This window comes from Bacillus sp. SCT118, assembly GCF_058566435.1.
Genome location: NZ_CP191225.1, coordinates 2,670,497 through 2,688,675 on the forward strand (window position 1 = coordinate 2,670,497; position 18,179 = coordinate 2,688,675).

18 protein-coding genes, 2 riboswitches and 1 other annotated feature are annotated in these 18,179 nt (G+C 45.3%); of the genes, 8 read left to right on the plus strand and 10 right to left on the minus strand.

Features of this window, described 5'->3' with window-relative positions; translation table 11 throughout:
• Positions 1 to 17: 17 nt before the first annotated feature.
• Genes ACQVGT_RS13550 through ykoG form a run of 3 tightly spaced genes read right to left on the minus strand, consistent with a single transcriptional unit; the run spans position 18 to position 2,749 of the window.
• Positions 18 to 698, minus strand: a complete 681-nt coding sequence (locus tag ACQVGT_RS13550; RefSeq protein WP_015383485.1) for a PepSY domain-containing protein — start codon at positions 696 to 698, stop codon at positions 18 to 20.
• Entirely contained in the window at positions 695 to 2,059 is a 1,365-nt protein-coding gene (ykoH, locus tag ACQVGT_RS13555) for a two-component system sensor histidine kinase YkoH (protein WP_015383484.1), read from the minus strand. Before ykoH ends, ACQVGT_RS13550 begins: the two co-directional genes overlap by 4 nt.
• 3 nt (positions 2,060 to 2,062) lie before the next feature.
• Positions 2,063 to 2,749, minus strand: a complete 687-nt coding sequence (gene ykoG, locus ACQVGT_RS13560) for a two-component system response regulator YkoG (protein WP_015483148.1) — start codon at positions 2,747 to 2,749, stop codon at positions 2,063 to 2,065.
• A gap of 101 nt (positions 2,750 to 2,850) precedes the next feature.
• Positions 2,851 to 2,963: riboswitch (TPP riboswitch) on the plus strand.
• A 95-nt stretch (positions 2,964 to 3,058) separates the two neighbouring features.
• On the opposite strand from ykoG, the gene thiU reads away from it, so the two are divergent.
• Genes thiU through thiX form a run of 4 tightly spaced genes read left to right on the plus strand, consistent with a single transcriptional unit; the run spans position 3,059 to position 6,631 of the window.
• Positions 3,059 to 3,661, plus strand: coding sequence for an HMP/thiamine ABC transporter substrate-binding protein ThiU (gene thiU, locus ACQVGT_RS13565; protein ID WP_015383482.1), 603 nt, complete (start codon positions 3,059 to 3,061; stop codon positions 3,659 to 3,661).
• Position 3,662: 1 nt separating this feature from the next.
• Positions 3,663 to 4,262, plus strand: coding sequence for an ECF transporter S component (locus ACQVGT_RS13570; protein WP_015383481.1), 600 nt, complete (start codon positions 3,663 to 3,665; stop codon positions 4,260 to 4,262).
• Complete coding sequence (locus ACQVGT_RS13575; protein WP_015483147.1) at positions 4,249 to 5,892, plus strand: ABC transporter ATP-binding protein; 1,644 nt, start codon at positions 4,249 to 4,251, stop codon at positions 5,890 to 5,892. Before ACQVGT_RS13570 ends, ACQVGT_RS13575 begins: the two co-directional genes overlap by 14 nt.
• On the plus strand, positions 5,867 to 6,631 hold the full coding sequence (thiX, locus tag ACQVGT_RS13580) for an HMP/thiamine ABC transporter permease ThiX (protein ID WP_015483146.1): 765 nt from the start codon (positions 5,867 to 5,869) through the stop codon (positions 6,629 to 6,631). The genes ACQVGT_RS13575 and thiX overlap by 26 nt, the downstream gene beginning before the upstream one ends.
• A 32-nt stretch (positions 6,632 to 6,663) precedes the next feature.
• On the opposite strand, the gene rsbRB is transcribed toward thiX, so the two are convergent.
• On the minus strand, positions 6,664 to 7,497 hold the full coding sequence (gene rsbRB, locus ACQVGT_RS13585; protein ID WP_003232560.1) for an RsbT co-antagonist RsbRB: 834 nt from the start codon (positions 7,495 to 7,497) through the stop codon (positions 6,664 to 6,666).
• 222 nt (positions 7,498 to 7,719) lie between these two features.
• Between rsbRB and isp the strand changes: the two genes are divergently transcribed.
• Both isp and metE read left to right on the plus strand, forming a co-directional pair.
• Positions 7,720 to 8,679, plus strand: coding sequence for a serine protease Isp (gene isp, locus ACQVGT_RS13590; protein WP_014479598.1), 960 nt, complete (start codon positions 7,720 to 7,722; stop codon positions 8,677 to 8,679).
• Between the two features lie 132 nt (positions 8,680 to 8,811).
• Positions 8,812 to 8,967: riboswitch (SAM riboswitch) on the plus strand.
• A 127-nt stretch (positions 8,968 to 9,094) separates the two neighbouring features.
• Entirely contained in the window at positions 9,095 to 11,383 is a 2,289-nt protein-coding gene (gene metE, locus ACQVGT_RS13595; protein WP_015483144.1) for a 5-methyltetrahydropteroyltriglutamate--homocysteine S-methyltransferase, read from the plus strand.
• A gap of 40 nt (positions 11,384 to 11,423) precedes the next feature.
• On the opposite strand, the gene ACQVGT_RS13600 is transcribed toward metE, so the two are convergent.
• Positions 11,424 to 12,050 carry a histidine phosphatase family protein gene (locus tag ACQVGT_RS13600; protein WP_015383476.1) on the minus strand — a complete coding sequence of 209 codons (627 nt, stop codon included), beginning with the start codon at positions 12,048 to 12,050 and terminating at the stop codon, positions 11,424 to 11,426.
• A gap of 134 nt (positions 12,051 to 12,184) precedes the next feature.
• Between ACQVGT_RS13600 and guaD the strand changes: the two genes are divergently transcribed.
• On the plus strand, positions 12,185 to 12,655 hold the full coding sequence (gene guaD / locus ACQVGT_RS13605) for a guanine deaminase (protein WP_015483143.1): 471 nt from the start codon (positions 12,185 to 12,187) through the stop codon (positions 12,653 to 12,655).
• Positions 12,656 to 12,987: 332 nt separating this feature from the next.
• Here the strand turns inward: guaD and ohrB are convergent, their stop codons facing one another.
• Positions 12,988 to 13,398, minus strand: a complete 411-nt coding sequence (gene ohrB / locus ACQVGT_RS13610; RefSeq protein WP_015383474.1) for an organic hydroperoxide resistance protein OhrB — start codon at positions 13,396 to 13,398, stop codon at positions 12,988 to 12,990.
• A 142-nt stretch (positions 13,399 to 13,540) separates the two neighbouring features.
• Here ohrB and ohrR point away from each other — a divergent pair, with 142 nt between their 5' ends.
• Complete coding sequence (gene ohrR, locus ACQVGT_RS13615; protein WP_014476587.1) at positions 13,541 to 13,984, plus strand: organic hydroperoxide resistance transcriptional regulator OhrR; 444 nt, start codon at positions 13,541 to 13,543, stop codon at positions 13,982 to 13,984.
• Positions 13,985 to 14,014: 30 nt separating this feature from the next.
• On the opposite strand, the gene ACQVGT_RS13620 is transcribed toward ohrR, so the two are convergent.
• The 4 genes from ACQVGT_RS13620 to purU all read right to left on the minus strand — a co-directional run bounded on the left by ACQVGT_RS13620 (position 14,015) and on the right by purU (position 18,177).
• Positions 14,015 to 14,440: an organic hydroperoxide resistance protein gene (locus ACQVGT_RS13620; RefSeq protein WP_003232574.1), complete on the minus strand. Its 426-nt coding sequence runs from the start codon at positions 14,438 to 14,440 to the stop codon at positions 14,015 to 14,017.
• Between the two features lie 127 nt (positions 14,441 to 14,567).
• Entirely contained in the window at positions 14,568 to 15,815 is a 1,248-nt protein-coding gene (proA, locus tag ACQVGT_RS13625) for a glutamate-5-semialdehyde dehydrogenase (protein WP_015383472.1), read from the minus strand.
• Positions 15,816 to 15,826: 11 nt separating this feature from the next.
• Complete coding sequence (gene proB, locus ACQVGT_RS13630; RefSeq protein ID WP_014479591.1) at positions 15,827 to 16,924, minus strand: glutamate 5-kinase; 1,098 nt, start codon at positions 16,922 to 16,924, stop codon at positions 15,827 to 15,829.
• A 52-nt stretch (positions 16,925 to 16,976) separates the two neighbouring features.
• Positions 16,977 to 17,187, minus strand: a binding site (T-box leader).
• Between the two features lie 87 nt (positions 17,188 to 17,274).
• The gene (gene purU / locus ACQVGT_RS13635) at positions 17,275 to 18,177 is read right to left on the minus strand and encodes a formyltetrahydrofolate deformylase (protein ID WP_015383471.1); all 903 of its coding nucleotides are present in this window, start codon (positions 18,175 to 18,177) and stop codon (positions 17,275 to 17,277) included.
• Positions 18,178 to 18,179 lie beyond the last annotated feature (2 nt).

Consider the following 18,179-nt stretch of genomic DNA (forward strand, 5'->3'; position numbering starts at 1 on the left):
AATTTGATGAGAAACCGTCAGTCTTCATACACAATGTTAGCTATCTTTCCTGTGTAGGCATTGATTTTCACTGTCGCTTCCTTATTATCAGGAAGATCAACGTCCACTTCAAAGATGAGAGTGCCCTCACTTTCTTCGAGATCTGCGTCATCCGCTGTTCCGCCCGTTTTTCGCTCTGCAATTGTTTTGGCTTCTTTTTTCGTAATCGGCGTTTTTTGTTGATCTTTGCTGCTGATTTGATCGGCAGACAAGACTGTTTTTGCCTGCATGTCTACCTTCACTTCGTATGTTTTCCCGTCTTCTTTTTGTATGGTATAAGTGGCAACTTGACTTTGCCGTGTTTGTTTTTTGACCGTTCCCGGCACCCGCTCAAGCGCAAGATGCTCAGCTTCTTTTTCTGTCATGGCAGATGGATTCACTGCTTTTACTCTATTCATTGAAAGAATGTCAGCCGATATTGCATCTGCTTTTACAAAGTAAGTTCCCTTTGGATTTTCAAGGGTTATATCATATGTTTTTTTATCCTTTGATTGTTTTGCTTTCGTGACCTTGCCTTCATAGGAGGCTTCGACTTTTTTTACGACAGTCTCCTTTGACAGTATGTTCTCATGGGTTTGCCGAATGATGAGAAACGTACAGATGATGACAACTAAAATGGCTGCTGCAGCAAAAGATACTGTTTTTATTGTTTTCGTCATCGGCCTCCCCCATTCTGTTCGCTGAATTGCATGGTGACAGCTGTTCCTTGTCCCGGCTTGCTTTTGACAGACAGCTCAATGCCATGCTCATCAGCGATTTGCTTGGCAATGGAAAGGCCTAAACCCGTTCCGCCTGTTTTTCTGTTTCGTGCCTCATCTGCCCGGTAGAACCGTTCGAACAAATGCGGGATATGCTCATCAGGTATTCCGATGCCTTCATCCCTCACTGATAGAAACGGCCGTCCATTCCTCGTTCCGGCTGACATCTCAATAGGCTTTTCACTATACTTGATTGCATTATCAAGCAAAATGGTCAACAGCTGCTTGATGCGTTCTTCATCAGCCTTTACAAGCAGGCTCTCTTTATCTGTTTCAAGCAATATGTCACGCTGATAAACGGACTGGAGCGTTTGCATAACCGCGCGCGTCGCTTCAATCAGATCGATTGTTTTCAGATCAAGCTCGAGTCCTTGATGGCTTTTGGCCAGCGCCAAAAGCTGATTGGTCAGTTTTTTCATATGCACCGCTTCTGAGTGAATGGCTTCTATCGACTCCTCAAGCACCTCCGGCTTTTTTGCCCCCCACCGCTTCATCAGGCTGCTGTAGCTTTCTATAATAGTGAGCGGGGTTTTCAATTCGTGTGAAGCATCTTGAACAAATTGCTGCTGTTTATCATAGTGCTCCTTCAGCATCATTGCCATTTCATTAAATGTCAGCCCCATTTGATACAATTCATCGTTGGACTGTCCTTCTAAAGAAATCGTTTTAAATTCTTTGTCTCGCTGTATGTCTTTCATTGTGATCATTAATCGTCTGATCGGATTGATGATTCGGCGGGCTAGCAAGCTGCCGGCAAAAAAAGAAGCAATGCATACAGCAGCACTTGCAGCGATTAAGATGATTTTCAACAGAAACAGACTCTCTTCTGTGTTCTCCAGTCTTTCAACCAGCTGAAGAGACACCACTTGTCCATCGGTCCAAATCACCGGAACAGCAGCCTCGGCAAACAGCTTGCCGTCATGTTTCCTCACATCTGCCGTTTCTCCGCTATGAAAAGAGAGAGGAAAATCTTTATAGGCTTTTTCTTTTGTGATCGTCATAACGGCTTTTTGATCACCATTCACTACACGCACCATGCCATTTGCCGGAAGATAGGCCTGCAGCATATCCTGCAAAGCCACTCCTTCTGTTTCAGCGGCACGCAGCGCTTCGGCAATGTTATCCGTCTCATCAGCAAGCCGGGCCGCATCCTTTGATGTCAGCGCAGACGAAAAAATGAGATATACTGCGGTATGAACCAAAATTAATAAAATCAACAGTGATATTGATGTGTATAGATGAATCTTGGTCTTCAGCTTCATCGTTTACCCCTTAATGGCATAGCCGACCCCGCGAATCGTATGGATCAGCTGTTTTTCGTAAGGATAGTCCAGTTTTTTTCTGATGTATCTTATGTAGACGTCCACGACATTTGTATCACCGATATAATCAAATCCCCATACCGAGCTTAGAATTTGCTCCCGTGTCAGCACTTGCTGCGGATGCTTTAGCATATAGACGAGTAAATCAAATTCCCGCGGCGTTAATTCCACCTCTTTGTCTCCGCGTCTCACTTCACGGTTTTTTTCGTTCACCCGCAAATCGTCATATGTAAGAAAGGTGCCGATATCTTCCGTTTTTGTTCCATTTTGTCGCAGCGCCGCCCTGATTCTCGCAAGCAATTCCTCGATTTCAAACGGCTTGGTGACATAGTCATTCGCACCGATATCCAGACCTGTTACCTTATCAGGAATACTGTCTCGCGCCGTTAATAATATGACCGGTGTCTGCGGATCCGTTTTTCTCAAGCGGCGCAGCACTTCCAGTCCGCTAAGCCCCGGAAGCATGACATCAAGAAGCACCAAGGAATACCCGCCTTCCAATGCCGCATCCAGACCTTCTGTGCCATTGTGTTTGATGGTGACACTGTATCCTTCATATTCCAATTCAAGCTGAAGAACCCTGGCGATTTTTTCTTCATCTTCCACAATTAATATGTGTCCTTTTTCCAAATTTGATCATCCTCTCCCGTCCCTATATGAAAAAAATGATTTCGTTGTTTACAAAATGATTCTTATCATCTATTATGATGTCAAAATAAAAAATTGTATACGGAAAGCACTAGGGGTGCTGTTTTGGCTGAGATAAAGCGCGGAAGAAACGCGCTTTGATCCCTTATGACCCGATCTGGATAATACCAGCGTGGGGAAGTGCAGGTTGACCGAATGGTGTATTTTTTTGTGCGCTTAATCGATCTATGACTGCATATTCCCTTAGGATATGCAGTTTTTTATTTTATCAAAAAAAAGGAGGTCGGAGAAATGGAGCATATTTGCGGTACAAGCAGAATCGCCGGTTTTCGCTTCTCTTTATATCCGATGACGGATGATTTTATCAGTGTGATCAAGTCTGCGCTGAAAAAAACAGATACATCCAAGGTATGGACGAAAACCGACCATATCAGCACGGTGTTACGCGGATCGATTGATCATGTATTCGATGCTGCAAAAGCCATTTACCTTCATGCAGCAAACAGCGAACAACACATCGTCATGAACGGCACGTTTTCCATTGGATGCCCGGGTGACACACAGGGGGATACATATCTTTCCAAAGGTGATAAGCGTGTCAACGAAGATGCTGTCCAAGGCTTGAAGGCGGAAGCGCCGTGCCAATTTGCCCTTTATCCAATGAACGAGCCGGATTATATGGGATTGATTATGAAGGCTGTCGACATTGCAAAAGCCCAAGGCACTTTCGTACAGGGTGTCCATTACGCGAGCGAGCTTGACGGGGATGCGCATGACGTATTCAGCACATTGGAAGCCGTTTTCCGCTTGGCTGAGCAGCAAACAAACCACATCACCATGACTGTGAATCTTTCGGCTAACAGTCCATCAAGAAAAAACAGAAAGCAGGGATAACATGAAAAGCTGGAAAGTAAAAGAAATTGTCATCATGTCCGTTATCAGTATCGTATTTGCCGTTGTTTATTTATTATTTACACATTTCGGAAACGTGCTTGCAGGTATGTTTGGGCCAATCGCCTATGAACCGATTTACGGCATTTGGTTTATCGTTTCGGTGATCGCCGCGTACATGATTCGAAAACCGGGTGCGGCGCTCGTTTCTGAAATCATTGCTGCTCTCGTTGAGTGCCTGCTGGGAAATCCGTCTGGCCCGATGGTCATCGTCATTGGCATTGTTCAAGGGCTCGGGGCTGAGGCTGTATTTCTTGCAACACGCTGGAAAGCATACTCTCTCCCTGTCCTTATGCTGGCCGGTATGGGGTCTTCAGTAGCCAGCTTTATCTATGATCTCTTTGTTTCTGGCTATGCAGCCTATTCACCAGGTTATCTGCTCATTATGCTTGTGATCCGCCTCATTTCCGGCGCGCTTTTGGCGGGACTTCTCGGAAAAGCTGTCAGCGACTCTCTCGCTTTTACAGGTGTGTTAAACGGAATGGCACTCGGAAAGGAACTGAAAAAGAAACGGAAGCGGGCGTCAGAACATGCAAGCCTTTGATGAGCTTCTGACGGTTGAGCAGCTCAGCTTCTCTTATGAAGAAGACGAGAAACCGGTTTTTCAAGACATTTCGTTTGAGCTTCAAAAAGGAGAATGTGTTTTATTATTAGGACCGAGCGGATGCGGTAAAAGCTCGCTCGCCCTTTGTTTAAACGGTCTATATCCGGAGGCTTGCGACGGCATTCAGTCCGGACATGTCTTTCTATTTCAAAAGCCGGTCACAGATGCTGAAACCTCCGAAACGATTGCTCAGCATGCCGGGGTCGTTTTTCAGGATCCTGATCAGCAGTTCTGTATGCTGACGGTGGAGGACGAAATTGCGTTCGGACTGGAAAATCTGCAAATTCCAAAAGAAGAAATGACAGAGAAAATCAACGCCGTATTAGAAAAATTACGCATTACCCATTTAAAAGAAAAAACGATCTCAACCCTTTCAGGAGGACAAAAGCAGAAAGTGGCTCTCGCCTGTATTTTGGCGATGGAGCCTGAGCTTATTATTTTAGATGAGCCGACCTCTCTTTTAGACCCTTTCTCAGCGCGGGAGTTCGTTCATCTGATGAAAGATCTTCAGCGGGAAAAAGGTTTCAGCCTCCTCGTCATTGAGCACCAGCTTGATGAATGGGCGCCTTGGATTGAGAGAACGATCGTGCTCGACAAATCAGGCAAAAAGGCGCTGGATGGCCTGACGAAAAATCTATTTCAGCATGAAGCGGAGACACTAAAGAAATTGGGCATCGCCATTCCAAAGGTCTGTCATCTGCAGGAAAAGCTGAGTATGCCGTTTACTTTATCAAAAGAGATGCTGTTCAAAGAGCCTATTCCTGCCGGGCATGCCAAAAAGAAGAAAGCCCCTTCTGGGGAGAGTGTGCTTGAAGTCAGCAGCCTTTCGTTCGCGAGAGGACCGCAGGCGATTTTCAAAGACATCAGCTTTTCGTTGCGCGAAGGTTCTTTAACGGCGCTTGTCGGTCCGAACGGAACTGGAAAATCGACGCTCCTATCAGTTTTGGCCCGTCTCATGAAACCGCAAAGCGGCAAAATCCTTCTTAATGACCAGCCGCTGCAGAAATATAAAGAAAAAGAATTGCGTAAACGGATGGGATTTGTTTTTCAAAACCCTGAGCATCAATTCGTCACCGATACGGTGTATGACGAGCTTCTGTTCGGCCAGAAAGCAAATGCTGAAACTGAGAAAAAAGCGCAACACCTGCTGCAGCGTTTTGGTCTTGCGCATTTGGCTGATCATCATCCGTTTGCGATCAGCCAAGGGCAAAAACGGCGACTGAGCGTTGCTACTATGCTCATGCATGACGTAAAGGTTCTATTATTAGACGAACCAACCTTTGGCCAGGATGCCCGCACGGCGGCTGAATGCATGGAAATGATTCAGCGTATCAAGGCAGAGGGAACTGCTGTCCTTATGATTACACACGATATGGAGCTAGTCTCTTCGTATGCTGACAGCGTGCTTGTGCTTCACGATACGGGCCTGGCCTTTGACGGATCTCCAGAGCAGTTGTTTTCTCAAGAAACAGGGCTTGTCCAAAAAGCAAAGCTCACCCTTCCCCTTCTATATGAATGGATGGCATATCAAGAGGAGGTGCGTGATGAAGCAGCCGTTACATCTCATTAATCCGACTGTGAAAGCGGCGGCGGTTTTTTGTTGTGTCGTCATGCTGTCGTTTATTTACAACCCTTACACTCCGGCATGTTTTTATATCATCATCGTTGCGGGCGTTTTACTGGCGGCCGGAATCCCATTGAAAAAATGGTTGTTGTTTACGATTCCGTTTTTGATTTTAGCATTCGGGTGCGTGTGGACAGCCGCAGTTTTTGGAAAGGTGCCGACAACACCGGATAATTTTTTGTTTCAAGCAGGCCCTATCTCAATTAACAGCGATAATGTGTCTGTCGGCATCTCTCTCGGGTTTCGTATTTTATGCTTCTCCGCCTTATCGATGATGTTTGTTTTTACAACCGATCCGATTTTATTTATGCTGAGCCTTGTCCAGCAGTGCAGGCTCTCACCAAAGCTCGCGTACGGTGTCATTGCAGGCTTTCGCTTTCTTCCGCTGCTAAAGGATGAGGTCCAGCTGATTCAGCAGGCTCATAAAATCAGAGGAGGAGCGGCGGAGAGCGGCATCATTAATAAAATCAGTGCGTTAAAACGATATACCATACCGCTATTGGCAAGCGCCATCAGAAAAGCGGAACGGACAGCGCTTGCGATGGAATCGAAAGGTTTTACAGGAAGCAGAAACCGGACATATTACAGGACATTGAGCGTGAACCGGCGCGACTGGCTGTTCTTTTGCCTCGTTCTCTTGTTATTCGCAGGATCTTTTCTCGTATCTTTCTGTTTTGCCTCATAAAAAATCCGCTATCGACGATAGCGGATTTTTTCTTATTGATGATAATTTAATGCTTGGGCAAGGTTGGTTTTAATGGTAATATTCGAAAAGTCAATCCCCAGCTGTACAGCAGTTTGCGCAATTTCAGGCCTGATTCCTGACAGGGTTGACCGGACACCGATCAGATTGAGCGCCTCAATCAATTTAAAAATCTGGTGCGCCACCATCGTATCCACTACCACAACACCTGACAGATCAATTAACAGATGCTCCACGCGTCTTTTCGCACAAGCTTGAAGCGTGTTTTCCAGAATAAACTTCGCCCGTTCGGTATCAATGTCACCGACAAGAGGCAGCAGAGCTGTTGATTTGCTCAGGGTAATGACAGGTGAGCTTAATTCCAATATCATTTCTCTTTGGGCGTTTAATTGCTGCTTGGCATTCATTTCAGCGTGATCAACGAATGTATAAATGGTGAAATCAAATACTTTTACAATCAAATCTGCCCATTTTTGCTTCTCTCCCGGTTCAAACGCTGACTCATTTTCTTCTGCAAACTTCTCAAAATACTTCGTATATAATCTCCTGTTTCTCATAAACTCCCGAATGACATACTGAACCGGTGTGTCGAGATGTTTTTGATCGTTGGTCAGCTCAATGACCCACTCTTGAAACTCTTCGAGAAATTGTTTTTCCGGTAAAACATACATGTAATTCAGATGCCGGTAAAATTCTCTGTCCTGCTCTTTCAATTCTTCCGTTACTGTTGCATTATGTAGGGCGTAAAGCGAATTCGGATCACTTTCCTCCATCGTTTCAATCCATTCCTCGGCCATTTGTTCCACATGCTCTGAAAAAAATGCATATAATTTTTCATTCAGTTTCATGACACTGCTCCTTTCCCCAACACTATTATAACTTGACTTACAGTTGAATCCCAGTCATACATGCCGAAGCCATCCAATATTTTGAAGATTACTAATTCTTTGGTGTGTATCCTATTTTTTCAAAATGCTTCAAATGGCTCTGTCCGAGCGCTTGCTTTTTTCATATAATATGAGGCAACACCCTTGAATCCACTTGAAAGCATAAAAAAGGAGGGCTTTTTTATGAATGGTGAAATCCGCTTGATCCCGTATGTGACGAATGAGCAGATCATGGATGTAAACGAGCTTCCTGAGGGCATTAAAGTGATTAAGGCGCCAGAAATGTGGGCAAAAGGGGTAAAAGGCAAAAATATTAAAGTTGCTGTATTAGACACGGGCTGCGACACAAGCCACCCTGATTTAAAAAATCAAATCATCGGCGGAAAGAACTTCACGGATGACGACGGCGGCAAGGAAGATGCGATTTCCGACTACAACGGACACGGCACACACGTCGCCGGAACGATTGCAGCTAATGATTCAAACGGAGGCATTGCCGGAGTCGCGCCTGAGGCAAGCCTATTGATTGTGAAGGTTCTTGGCGGCGAGAACGGCAGCGGACAATACGAATGGATAATCAACGGCATCAACTACGCGGTGGAACAGAAAGTCGACATCATCTCAATGTCCCTTGGAGGGCCAAGCGATGTGCCAGAGCTGGAAGAAGCAGTGAAAAACGCAGTGAAAAACGGAGTGCTTGTCGTTTGTGCAGCGGGAAATGAAGGTGACGGCGACGAACGCACAGAAGAGCTTTCCTACCCCGCAGCTTATAATGAAGTGATTGCAGTTGGATCTGTTTCTGTAGCGCGAGAATTGTCAGAATTTTCTAACGCAAATAAAGAGATTGACCTTGTGGCACCAGGAGAAAACATCTTATCCACCCTTCCCAACAAGAAGTACGGTAAGCTGACCGGCACTTCAATGGCTGCCCCTCATGTCAGCGGTGCGCTTGCTTTAATCAAAAGCTATGAAGAAGAATCATTTCAAAGAAAGCTTTCTGAATCTGAGGTTTTCGCACAGCTAATCCGCAGGACACTTCCTCTTGATATTGCAAAAACGCTGGCAGGCAATGGATTCCTGTATTTAACAGCTCCTGATGAGCTCGCAGAAAAAGCAGAGCAATCACATTTGTTGACCCTATAAGATTATTTTTCTTATATAATATACACCACATCATGTAAATAAAAATTTCAAATTCTATGTTGACAATGAATTTGAATTACTGTTAAGATTACCAACAAATGATTCAACTTTTCAAAAAATTAATAACATTTTCTCTTATCGAGAGTTGGGCGAGGGATTGGCCTTTTGACCCCAACAGCAACCGACCGTAATACCATTGTGAAATGGGGCGCACTGCTTTTCGCGCCGAGACTGATGTCTCATAAGGCACGGTGCTAATTCCATCAGATTGTGTCTGAGAGATGAGAGAGGCAGTGTTTTACGTAGAAAAGCCTCTTTCTCTCATGGGAAAGAGGCTTTTTGTTGTGAGAAAACCTCTTAGCAGCCTGTATCCGCGGGTTAAAGAGAGTGTTTTACATATAAAGGAGGAGAAACAATGACAACCATCAAAACATCGAATTTAGGATTTCCGAGAATCGGACTGAACCGTGAATGGAAAAAAGCACTTGAAGCGTATTGGAAAGGCAGTACTGATAAAGATACGTTTTTAAAGCAAATCGACGAACTATTTTTATCCGCAGTAAAAACACAAATTGACCAGCAGATTGATGTTGTGCCTGTTTCTGATTTCACACAGTATGACCATGTACTCGACACAGCAGTCAGCTTCAACTGGATCCCGAAACGGTTCAGACATTTGACTGACGCTACCGATACATACTTCGCTATCGCCCGCGGAATCAAAGACGCTGTATCTAGTGAAATGACAAAATGGTTTAATACAAATTACCATTACATCGTTCCGGAATATGACGAGAGCATTGAGTTCCGTCTGACAAGAAACAAACAACTCGAAGATTATCGCCGGATCAAACAGGAATACGGTGTGGAAACAAAGCCTGTGATTGTCGGCCCTTATACGTTCGTTACGCTCGCTAAAGGCTATGAACCGTCCGAAGCAAAAGCGATCCAAAAACGCCTTGTGCCATTATATGTACAGCTTTTGAAAGAACTTGAAGAAGAAGGCGTAAAATGGGTTCAAATCGATGAGCCGGCGCTCGTTACCGCCTCTAGTGAAGATGTCCGCGGCGCAAAAGAGTTATTTGAAAGCATTACAAGTGAGCTTTCATCCTTGAATGTGCTTTTGCAGACGTATTTTGATTCTGTTGATGCGTATGAAGAGCTGATCTCTTACCCGGTTCAGGGAATTGGCCTTGATTTCGTTCACGACAAAGGCAGAAACCTAGAACAGCTTAAAACACATGGTTTTCCGACAGACAAAGTGCTGGCAGCCGGCGTTATCGACGGACGCAACATTTGGAAAGCGGACCTTGAAGAGCGTCTCGATGCCGTTCTTGATATTCTCAGCATTGCAAAAGTTGATGAACTGTGGATTCAGCCTTCCAGCAGCCTGTTGCATGTTCCGGTAGCGAAACATCCTGATGAGCATTTGGAAAAAGACCTATTGAACGGATTGTCCTACGCAAAAGACAAGCTGGCCGAGCTGACAGCTTTGAAAGAAGGCTTAGTATCAGGAAAAGCGGCGATCAGCGAAGAGATTCAGCAGGCTAAGGCTGATATCCAGGCGCTTAAACAGTTTGCAACAGGCGCCAATTCTGAACAAAAGAAAGAGCTTGAGCAATTAACTGATAAAGACTTCAAGCGTCCGATTCCGTTTGAAGAACGTTTAGCCCTGCAAAATGAATCTCTCGGCCTTCCGCTTTTGCCGACGACAACGATCGGCAGCTTCCCGCAGTCTGCTGAAGTGCGGAGCGCACGCCAAAAATGGCGGAAAGCTGAGTGGTCCGAAGAACAGTATCAAAACTTTATCAATGCGGAAACAAAAAGATGGATTGATATTCAGGAAGAATTGGAGCTTGATGTCCTTGTTCACGGCGAATTTGAACGGACAGACATGGTCGAATACTTCGGTGAAAAGCTGGCCGGTTTCGCCTTCACTAAATATGCCTGGGTTCAATCATACGGCTCACGCTGTGTCCGCCCGCCAGTCATTTACGGAGATGTTGAATTTATTGAACCGATGACAGTGAAAGACACAGTCTACGCACAGTCATTGACTTCCAAGCATGTAAAAGGAATGCTGACGGGCCCGGTTACAATCTTAAACTGGTCTTTCCCTCGAAACGATATCTCGAGGAAAGAAATCGCCTTCCAAATCGGGCTTGCCCTTCGCAAAGAAGTTAAAGCGCTTGAAGACGCAGGCATTCAAATCATTCAAGTCGATGAACCAGCGCTGCGCGAAGGCCTTCCATTGAAAACCCGCGATTGGGATGAGTACTTGACTTGGGCGGCAGAAGCATTCAGATTAACCACTTCTTCCGTGAAAAACGAGACACAAATTCATACACATATGTGCTACAGCAACTTCGAAGATATCGTTGATACAATCAATGATCTTGATGCCGATGTGATTACAATCGAACATAGCAGAAGCCACGGAGGATTTTTAGATTACTTAAAAAACCACCCGTATTTGAAAGGGCTTGGCCTTGGTGTATATGACATTCACAGCCCTCGTGTGCCGTCAACTGAAGAAATGTACAATATTATCGTTGATGCGCTTGCCGTCTGTCCGACTGACCGCTTCTGGGTAAATCCGGACTGCGGATTGAAAACAAGACAGCAGGAAGAAACGGTTGCAGCATTGAAAAACATGGTTGAAGCCGCAAAACAGGCAAGAGCACAGCAGACACAGCTAGTATAATTTGAAAAAACCATCTGCATTTGGCAGATGGTTTTTTCTATTAGAAAGCGGAAATCGGTTTCCGATGCTTCCCGTCCCCTTCTATTATTATTTCGGCTGTTCCATTTTCATCAAATTCCACAAGGCTCAATGATGTATCATGTATGTAAGCAGAATTCCATATGTCATTAACGCGTCTTCCCTTTATGATATTTAACAGCATTAATATAAAGACAGAATGGGTAACCAAGAGAACATTACCGGAAGAATGGCTGTCTAAAATCGTTTGGAGTGCCAGCCTTACCCGGTTTTCAAAGTCAAAAAACGTTTCACTTCCCTGCTGGCGATAAGCTTCGGGATAATGAAAATAAGCGTGAAAAAGATCTGGTTCGTCCCTTTCAATATCCTCTTGTTTTTTCCCTTCCCATGAGCCCAGTGACATTTCTCTGAACATATGATCTATCACCAGCGGGAGCCTGCGCGACCCTAGTGCGGTTTTTGCTGTCTCTTCTGTCCGCTTGCTCGGGCTGATGTATACCTGATTCAATTCAATATCCTTCAGACGCTCCCCAAGAGCACGGGCATTGTACAGCCCAAGTTCTGTTAAATCAGAATCCATCCAGCCCTGCATCCGTTTTTCTACGTTCCATTGGGTCTGTCCGTGTCTGGCAATATATAAATGCAGCATGATTACCCCTCCTCTTTTCTCCTCTTATCTTAGCAAATCCCCCAAAAACTTTGTTTATTTTACACTTTTTTGAGAATGTTCTTTGCCCTTTTTTCGGCTATACTAATAACACTCTATTGACAGGAGGGATTGGGATGAATCATGAAACGTTCTTAAAACGGGCTGTCACTCTCGCATGTGAAGGAGTGAATGCAGGAATCGGCGGGCCTTTTGGAGCCGTTATCGTGAAAGACGGAGTCATTATTGCCGAGGGACAGAACAACGTCACAACAAGCAATGATCCGACTGCCCACGCGGAAGTCACTGCTATTCGGAAAGCCTGTAAGGTGCTAGGAGCATACCAGCTTGATGACTGCATTTTGTATACGAGCTGTGAACCATGCCCAATGTGCTTGGGCGCCATCTACTGGGCCCGGCCTAAAGCCGTTTTCTATGCAGCTGAGCACACTGACGCTGCCGAAGCCGGGTTTGATGATTCATTCATTTATAAAGAAATTGATAAACCTGCTGAAGAAAGAACGATCCCCTTTTATCAAGTGACTCTTATGGAGCATTTATCCCCGTTTCAGGCATGGCGGGATTTTGCCAACAAGAAAGAATATTAAAAGGATCAGGCATGTGCGGCCTGATCCTTGTTATTTCTCCAAGTAGCCGCTTTGCCCTGTGCAAATACAAAACAGCAATCATGCGAGCCGGAATTCAGCTTGGCAGACACCGAGCCAGCCGCCCCCTTCATCTGTAACTTTTGCAGGCTTTAAACGCTGTGATCGCTTCTCTGACGTTTTATCAATAATCTGTGCCCACTCCTACCCCGTTCCGCGTCAATTCATAATGGATATAAGTCTGAATCCATTTATAAGAAATGTCTCAGACCTCGAAAAGATCACACCCGCTCCGACACAAAAAAACATCCTGAGAACCCTCAGGATGCCGGTCATTATTTTAATTCTAGTTTTACATCAACATTTCCTCTGGTTGCCTTTGAGTAAGGACAGAATTCATGAGCGGCGTTGACAAGCTCTTGTGCCTTTTCCCGATCTAAATCTTTCGTGTTCACAACAAGTGTGACACCAATTTTAAACCCGCCGTCGCTCTCATCCTTCATGAGGCTGACCTGCCCTTCAATCTCCGAATCAATTTCGATATTCTGCTCTTTGGCTACGTGTTCGAGCGCGCCGCCGAAGCATGCAGCATACCCTGCCGCAAAGAGCTGTTCCGGATTTGTGCCGGTTTGTCCTTCTTTTTTGGCATTTGGCATGACAATATCAAAATCAAGAACACCGTCATCTGATGTAATATGTCCTGCCCGTCCGCCTCGCGCGGTTACTTTTGCTGTAAATAGTGACATATTTCCCAACCTCCTTATTTGTATCTAGTTGTTATATTTCCCTTTCTGATCTTTTTAAACATGCTAAGTTTGCCGAGAATAGGAAAAGTGAGGTTTTTCAGATACAATAGAATCGAATGACAAAAAAGAGTTGGTGAACAAAATGGAAAATAAATTTGATCATATGAAATTGGAGAATCAGCTTTGTTTTTTGCTATATGCGAGTTCGCGGGAAATGACAAAGCAATACAAGCCGCTGCTTGATAAGCTGAATATAACATACCCTCAATATTTGGCTTTGCTATTGTTATGGGAACATGAAACGCTTACTGTCAAAAAAATGGGCGAACAGCTGTATTTAGATTCAGGGACGCTCACTCCGATGCTTAAACGAATGGAACAACAGGGTTTGATTACGAGAAAAAGATCTGAAGAGGATGAGCGGTCCGTGTTGATCAGCCTGACAGAGGACGGAGCGTTATTAAAAGAAAAAGCGGTTGATATTCCAGAGACAATTCTGGGGCTCTCAAAGCAGTCTGGGGAGGATCTCAAACAGTTAAAATCCGCTCTATATACATTGCTGGAAACACTTCATCAAAAAAATTGAGGATGCCTTGTACAGGCATCCTCTTTTTATTTATTCAGCAACTTCAAGTGTCACATCAATATTTCCGGAGGTTGCTTTTGAATACGGGCAGACGCCGTGCGCTTTTTTCACAAGCGCCTCCAATTCTGATGCACTGACTCCTTCTCCTTTTACTTGCAGCGTCACACCCAGCTTATAGCCCTGGTCTGCTTCATCCTTTAACAGGCTTACATTCGCCGTAACCTCTGTCTCTACTTTTACCCGTTCTGTTCTTGCGACAAGCTGCAGGGCGCTGTCAAAGCAAGCTGCATAACCTGCTGCAAACAGCTGCTCTGGATTTGTCGCTTTTTCTAATTTCTTGGCTCTCGGTGTCCCCGGCATTGCGACATCAAGCTCAAGAACGCGGTCTGATGAAATGACCTTTCCTTCTCTTCCTCCTACCGCTGAAACAGTTGCTGTAAATAATGGCTGACTCATTTTTCATTCCCCCAATATATTTTATACAATTAAATTGTACACAATTAAATTTGATATGTCAATTTTTCTCGTATAAAAAAAAGCTAATCTCGTTACAAGATTAGCTTTTTCATTGAACATTGCCCCGCTATTCACGGATTTGCCCAGTTCCTTTAATGATGTATTTTGTAGAAGTCAGTGCAGGAAGCCCCATCGGTCCTCTTGCATGAAGCTTTTGCGTGCTGATGCCGATTTCGGCTCCGTAGCCGAATTCAAAGCCGTCGGTAAAGCGGGTTGACGCGTTATGATAGACAGCAGCAGCATCGACAGCCGTTTGAAAATATGCCGCGTTTTTGTCATTTTCAGTTAAAATCGCTTCAGAATGATTGGTGCCGTATTGTTGGATATGCTTCACAGCTTCTTGGACGTTTTCAACCGTCTTTACGCTGAGGACAGGCGCTAAAAATTCGGTTTCCCAATCTTCTTTTGATGCTTGTTTGCTTGAAGGATGAAGTTCACATACCAATTCATCACCGCGAATTTCAACTCCCGCGTTTTCCAGCTGGTTCAGCAATTCTTTCCCGTGCTGTCTTGCCCAAGCCTTGTGAATCAGCAATGATTCAATCGCGTTGCATACGGAAGGGCGCTGCGTTTTGGCATTTACGACAACCTTTTCTGCCATTTGCGGTTTGGCTGTTTCGTCAATGAATATGTGGCAGTTTCCTGCTCCCGTTTCTAATACAGGAACTGTTGATTCTCTCACAACGAGATCAATCAGTTTCTTGCCTCCGCGCGGAATCAATACGTCTAAGCCATCATTTAACGTAAAGAGCTCTTTTGCTGTCTCTCTGCTCGTATCCTCAATCAGCTGCACAGCGTGAATCGGAAGCGCTGATTGCTCAAGTGCTCTGTGAATGACACTGACGAGCGCTTTGTTGCTGTGGATGGCTGAGGAGCTCCCCCGCAGCACAACCGCGTTCCCTGTCTTCAGGCAAAGGGTAGCCGCATCAACTGTGACGTTTGGCCTCGCCTCATAAATCATTCCTACGACACCGAGCGGCACACGGACTTTTTCAATAAACAGGCCGTTTTCTTTTTCAATCGTTTCAAGAGAATCGCCGATTGGGTCCGCTAAGTCGATTAAGAGCTCCACCGCGTCCGCGATATCGCGTATCCGTTTCTCATCCAGCGTGAGACGGTCAATGATGTCCGGTGTTAAACCATTCTCTTTTCCGTTCTCAATGTCTTTTGCATTCTCCGCCAAGAGAAAATCCAGTTCTTTGCGGAGTCCGTTTGCAATGAGGCTGAGCGCCTCATCCTTCTCGGCTGTTGTTTTCATGATCATTTCGGCTGCTGCTTCTTTCGCCAGCTTCGCTTTTACAGAAACTTCACTCATTTTTCCGCCTCCTAGTCTTTTACATTGACCCAGTCATTCCTATGAATAACCTCAAACGTTTTCTCAAAATCAAGTTCGTCACTGCGTTTGCCTTTGGCCTCCATAATCTCCTCAGAGGAGTAATGAGTTTGGCCTTTGCCGATCACGCCGCCCGGTCCCCTGACTTCCACAACCGCCCCTTTCGGAAAGCTCCCGTTCACACCCACAACGCCAGCGGGCAAAAGACTGCTTCCATTATGGATCATCGCCTCTTCGGCACCCGCATCAATGATAATTTCTCCCGATATCGGCGAGTGGAACTGAATCCACTGCCTTGTGTTGTTAACCGAAGATAGTTCTTTGTCTCCGATATAAGTGCCGTCTCCCCTGCCGTCCAAAATATCCGCAAGTTTTTGCTCTCCGCTGCCTGTTCCAATGAATACTTTCACTCCCAGAGACAGCGCGGTTTGTGCGGCTAACAGCTTTGATTTCATTCCGCCGGTGCCGACCTTTGATCCGGCTGAACCTGCATATCCAAGCAATTCAGGCGTGATCTCCGGCAAATAATCAAATCGTTTCGCCTCAGGATTTTCATTCGGATTTGCATCATACAGTCCGTTGATGTCGGTGAGAATCATGAGCTGGTCCGCGTGAATCAATCCGCTGACTAACGCAGAAAGCATATCATTATCTCCGAATGTCAATTCTTCAACAGATGTAGAATCGTTCTCGTTGATAATCGGAATGACGCCGCGTTCCAATAATTCCATTATCGTAGCATACGCGTTTCGGTACCGTTCTCTTTTCGAAAAATCATTTCTCGTTAAAAGGATTTGTCCCGGAGTCAGTGAGTATTGTTTAAATTGATTCATATATTGCTGCATTAACAGTGTTTGTCCGACCGCGGCCGCCGCCTGTTTTCCTTTGATGGTAACGGGGCGGGACGGATAACCGAGGCTGGAAAACCCCGCCGCAACGGCACCCGAGGTAATCAGAATCATTTCATGCCCCGCTTTTTTTAACACGGAAATCGCCTGAACATGCTCTCTGATTTTTGCCTCATCAATGCTTCCTTTGCTATTCGTGAGCGAACTGCTTCCTATTTTCACTACTATTCTTTGTTTTTTCATTTATTCTCCTCCGCGGCTCTTCTACAATAAAAAAACCCATTTCATCCTGATTCATAAGGACGAAATGGGTTTCCGTGGTACCACCTTGATTGAACGTGCTTGTGCACGCTCCGCTCTCCTGTAACGCCAGGTTATGCGCCTAGGTTTTCCCCCTAGGACTCCAAGGCAGGTTCGGCAGGTTTCATGCGGCAAAATGTTTCAGCGATTCATTTTGCTCTCTGTCACAGAAAGGTCTGCTTACTAATCCTCTTCAACGCTCAATGATTTTTTTATATTATGCAAAGAAAAAAGACACTTGTCAAGGTTTTTTGTCATCAAAAATAGCCCGCATTGCGCGGGCCTCTTGCAGTCTAGTTAAAGACGATTGTTTTATTTTCATGAACGATGACACGGTCTTCCAAATGCCATTTCACAGCACGGGCAAGCACGCTGCGTTCAATTGTTCTTCCGATGTTTTTCAGCGCTTCCGTATTATCACGGTGGTCCACGCGCTCAATATCCTGTTCAATGATCGGCCCTTCATCAAGATCGTTTGTCACATAGTGAGATGTCGCACCGATCAGTTTCACGCCGCGCTCGTAAGCCCGTTTGTACGGATTCGCACCGATAAAAGCAGGCAGGAATGAATGGTGGATATTGATGATGCGATTCGGATGAGCCGAAACAAAATCAGGAGTTAGAATCTGCATATAGCGTGCGAGCACGATGACATCAACATCGTACTGCTCCAGCAGTTCAAGCTGCTTCTTTTCGACTTCCGCTCTGATGTCTTTGTTCGCTTTCATATAGTGGAATGGAATGTTCAGGCGCTCAACCAGCTCTCTCGCTTCCTCATGGTTACTGATGACAACAGCGATCTCCGCCATCAGGTTGCCGGTTTGCCATTCCCAAATCAGCTCATGCAGGCAGTGGAGCTCCTTTGAAACGAAAATAGCGACACGCTTCAGTTCGCTTGCCAAAGTTAAGCTCCATGTCATGTCGAATTTATCCGCAACAGAGGCAAACGCCGCCTGAAGAGATGCTTTTTTCTCACGAATGCCCGCGCAGTCGAATTCGATTCTCAGGAAAAACCGGCCGCCTTCAGGGTCTGTCGTATATTGATTTGATTCTATAATATTGGCACCGTGTTCAAATAAAAACGCGGAAACGGCAGAGACGATACCCGGCTGATCGGGGCAGCTGACCAAGAGCCGCCCTTTATCCTCATTTCCGTCACGGTATTCGTCCAACCGCTGAGTCATATATGATTTCATGA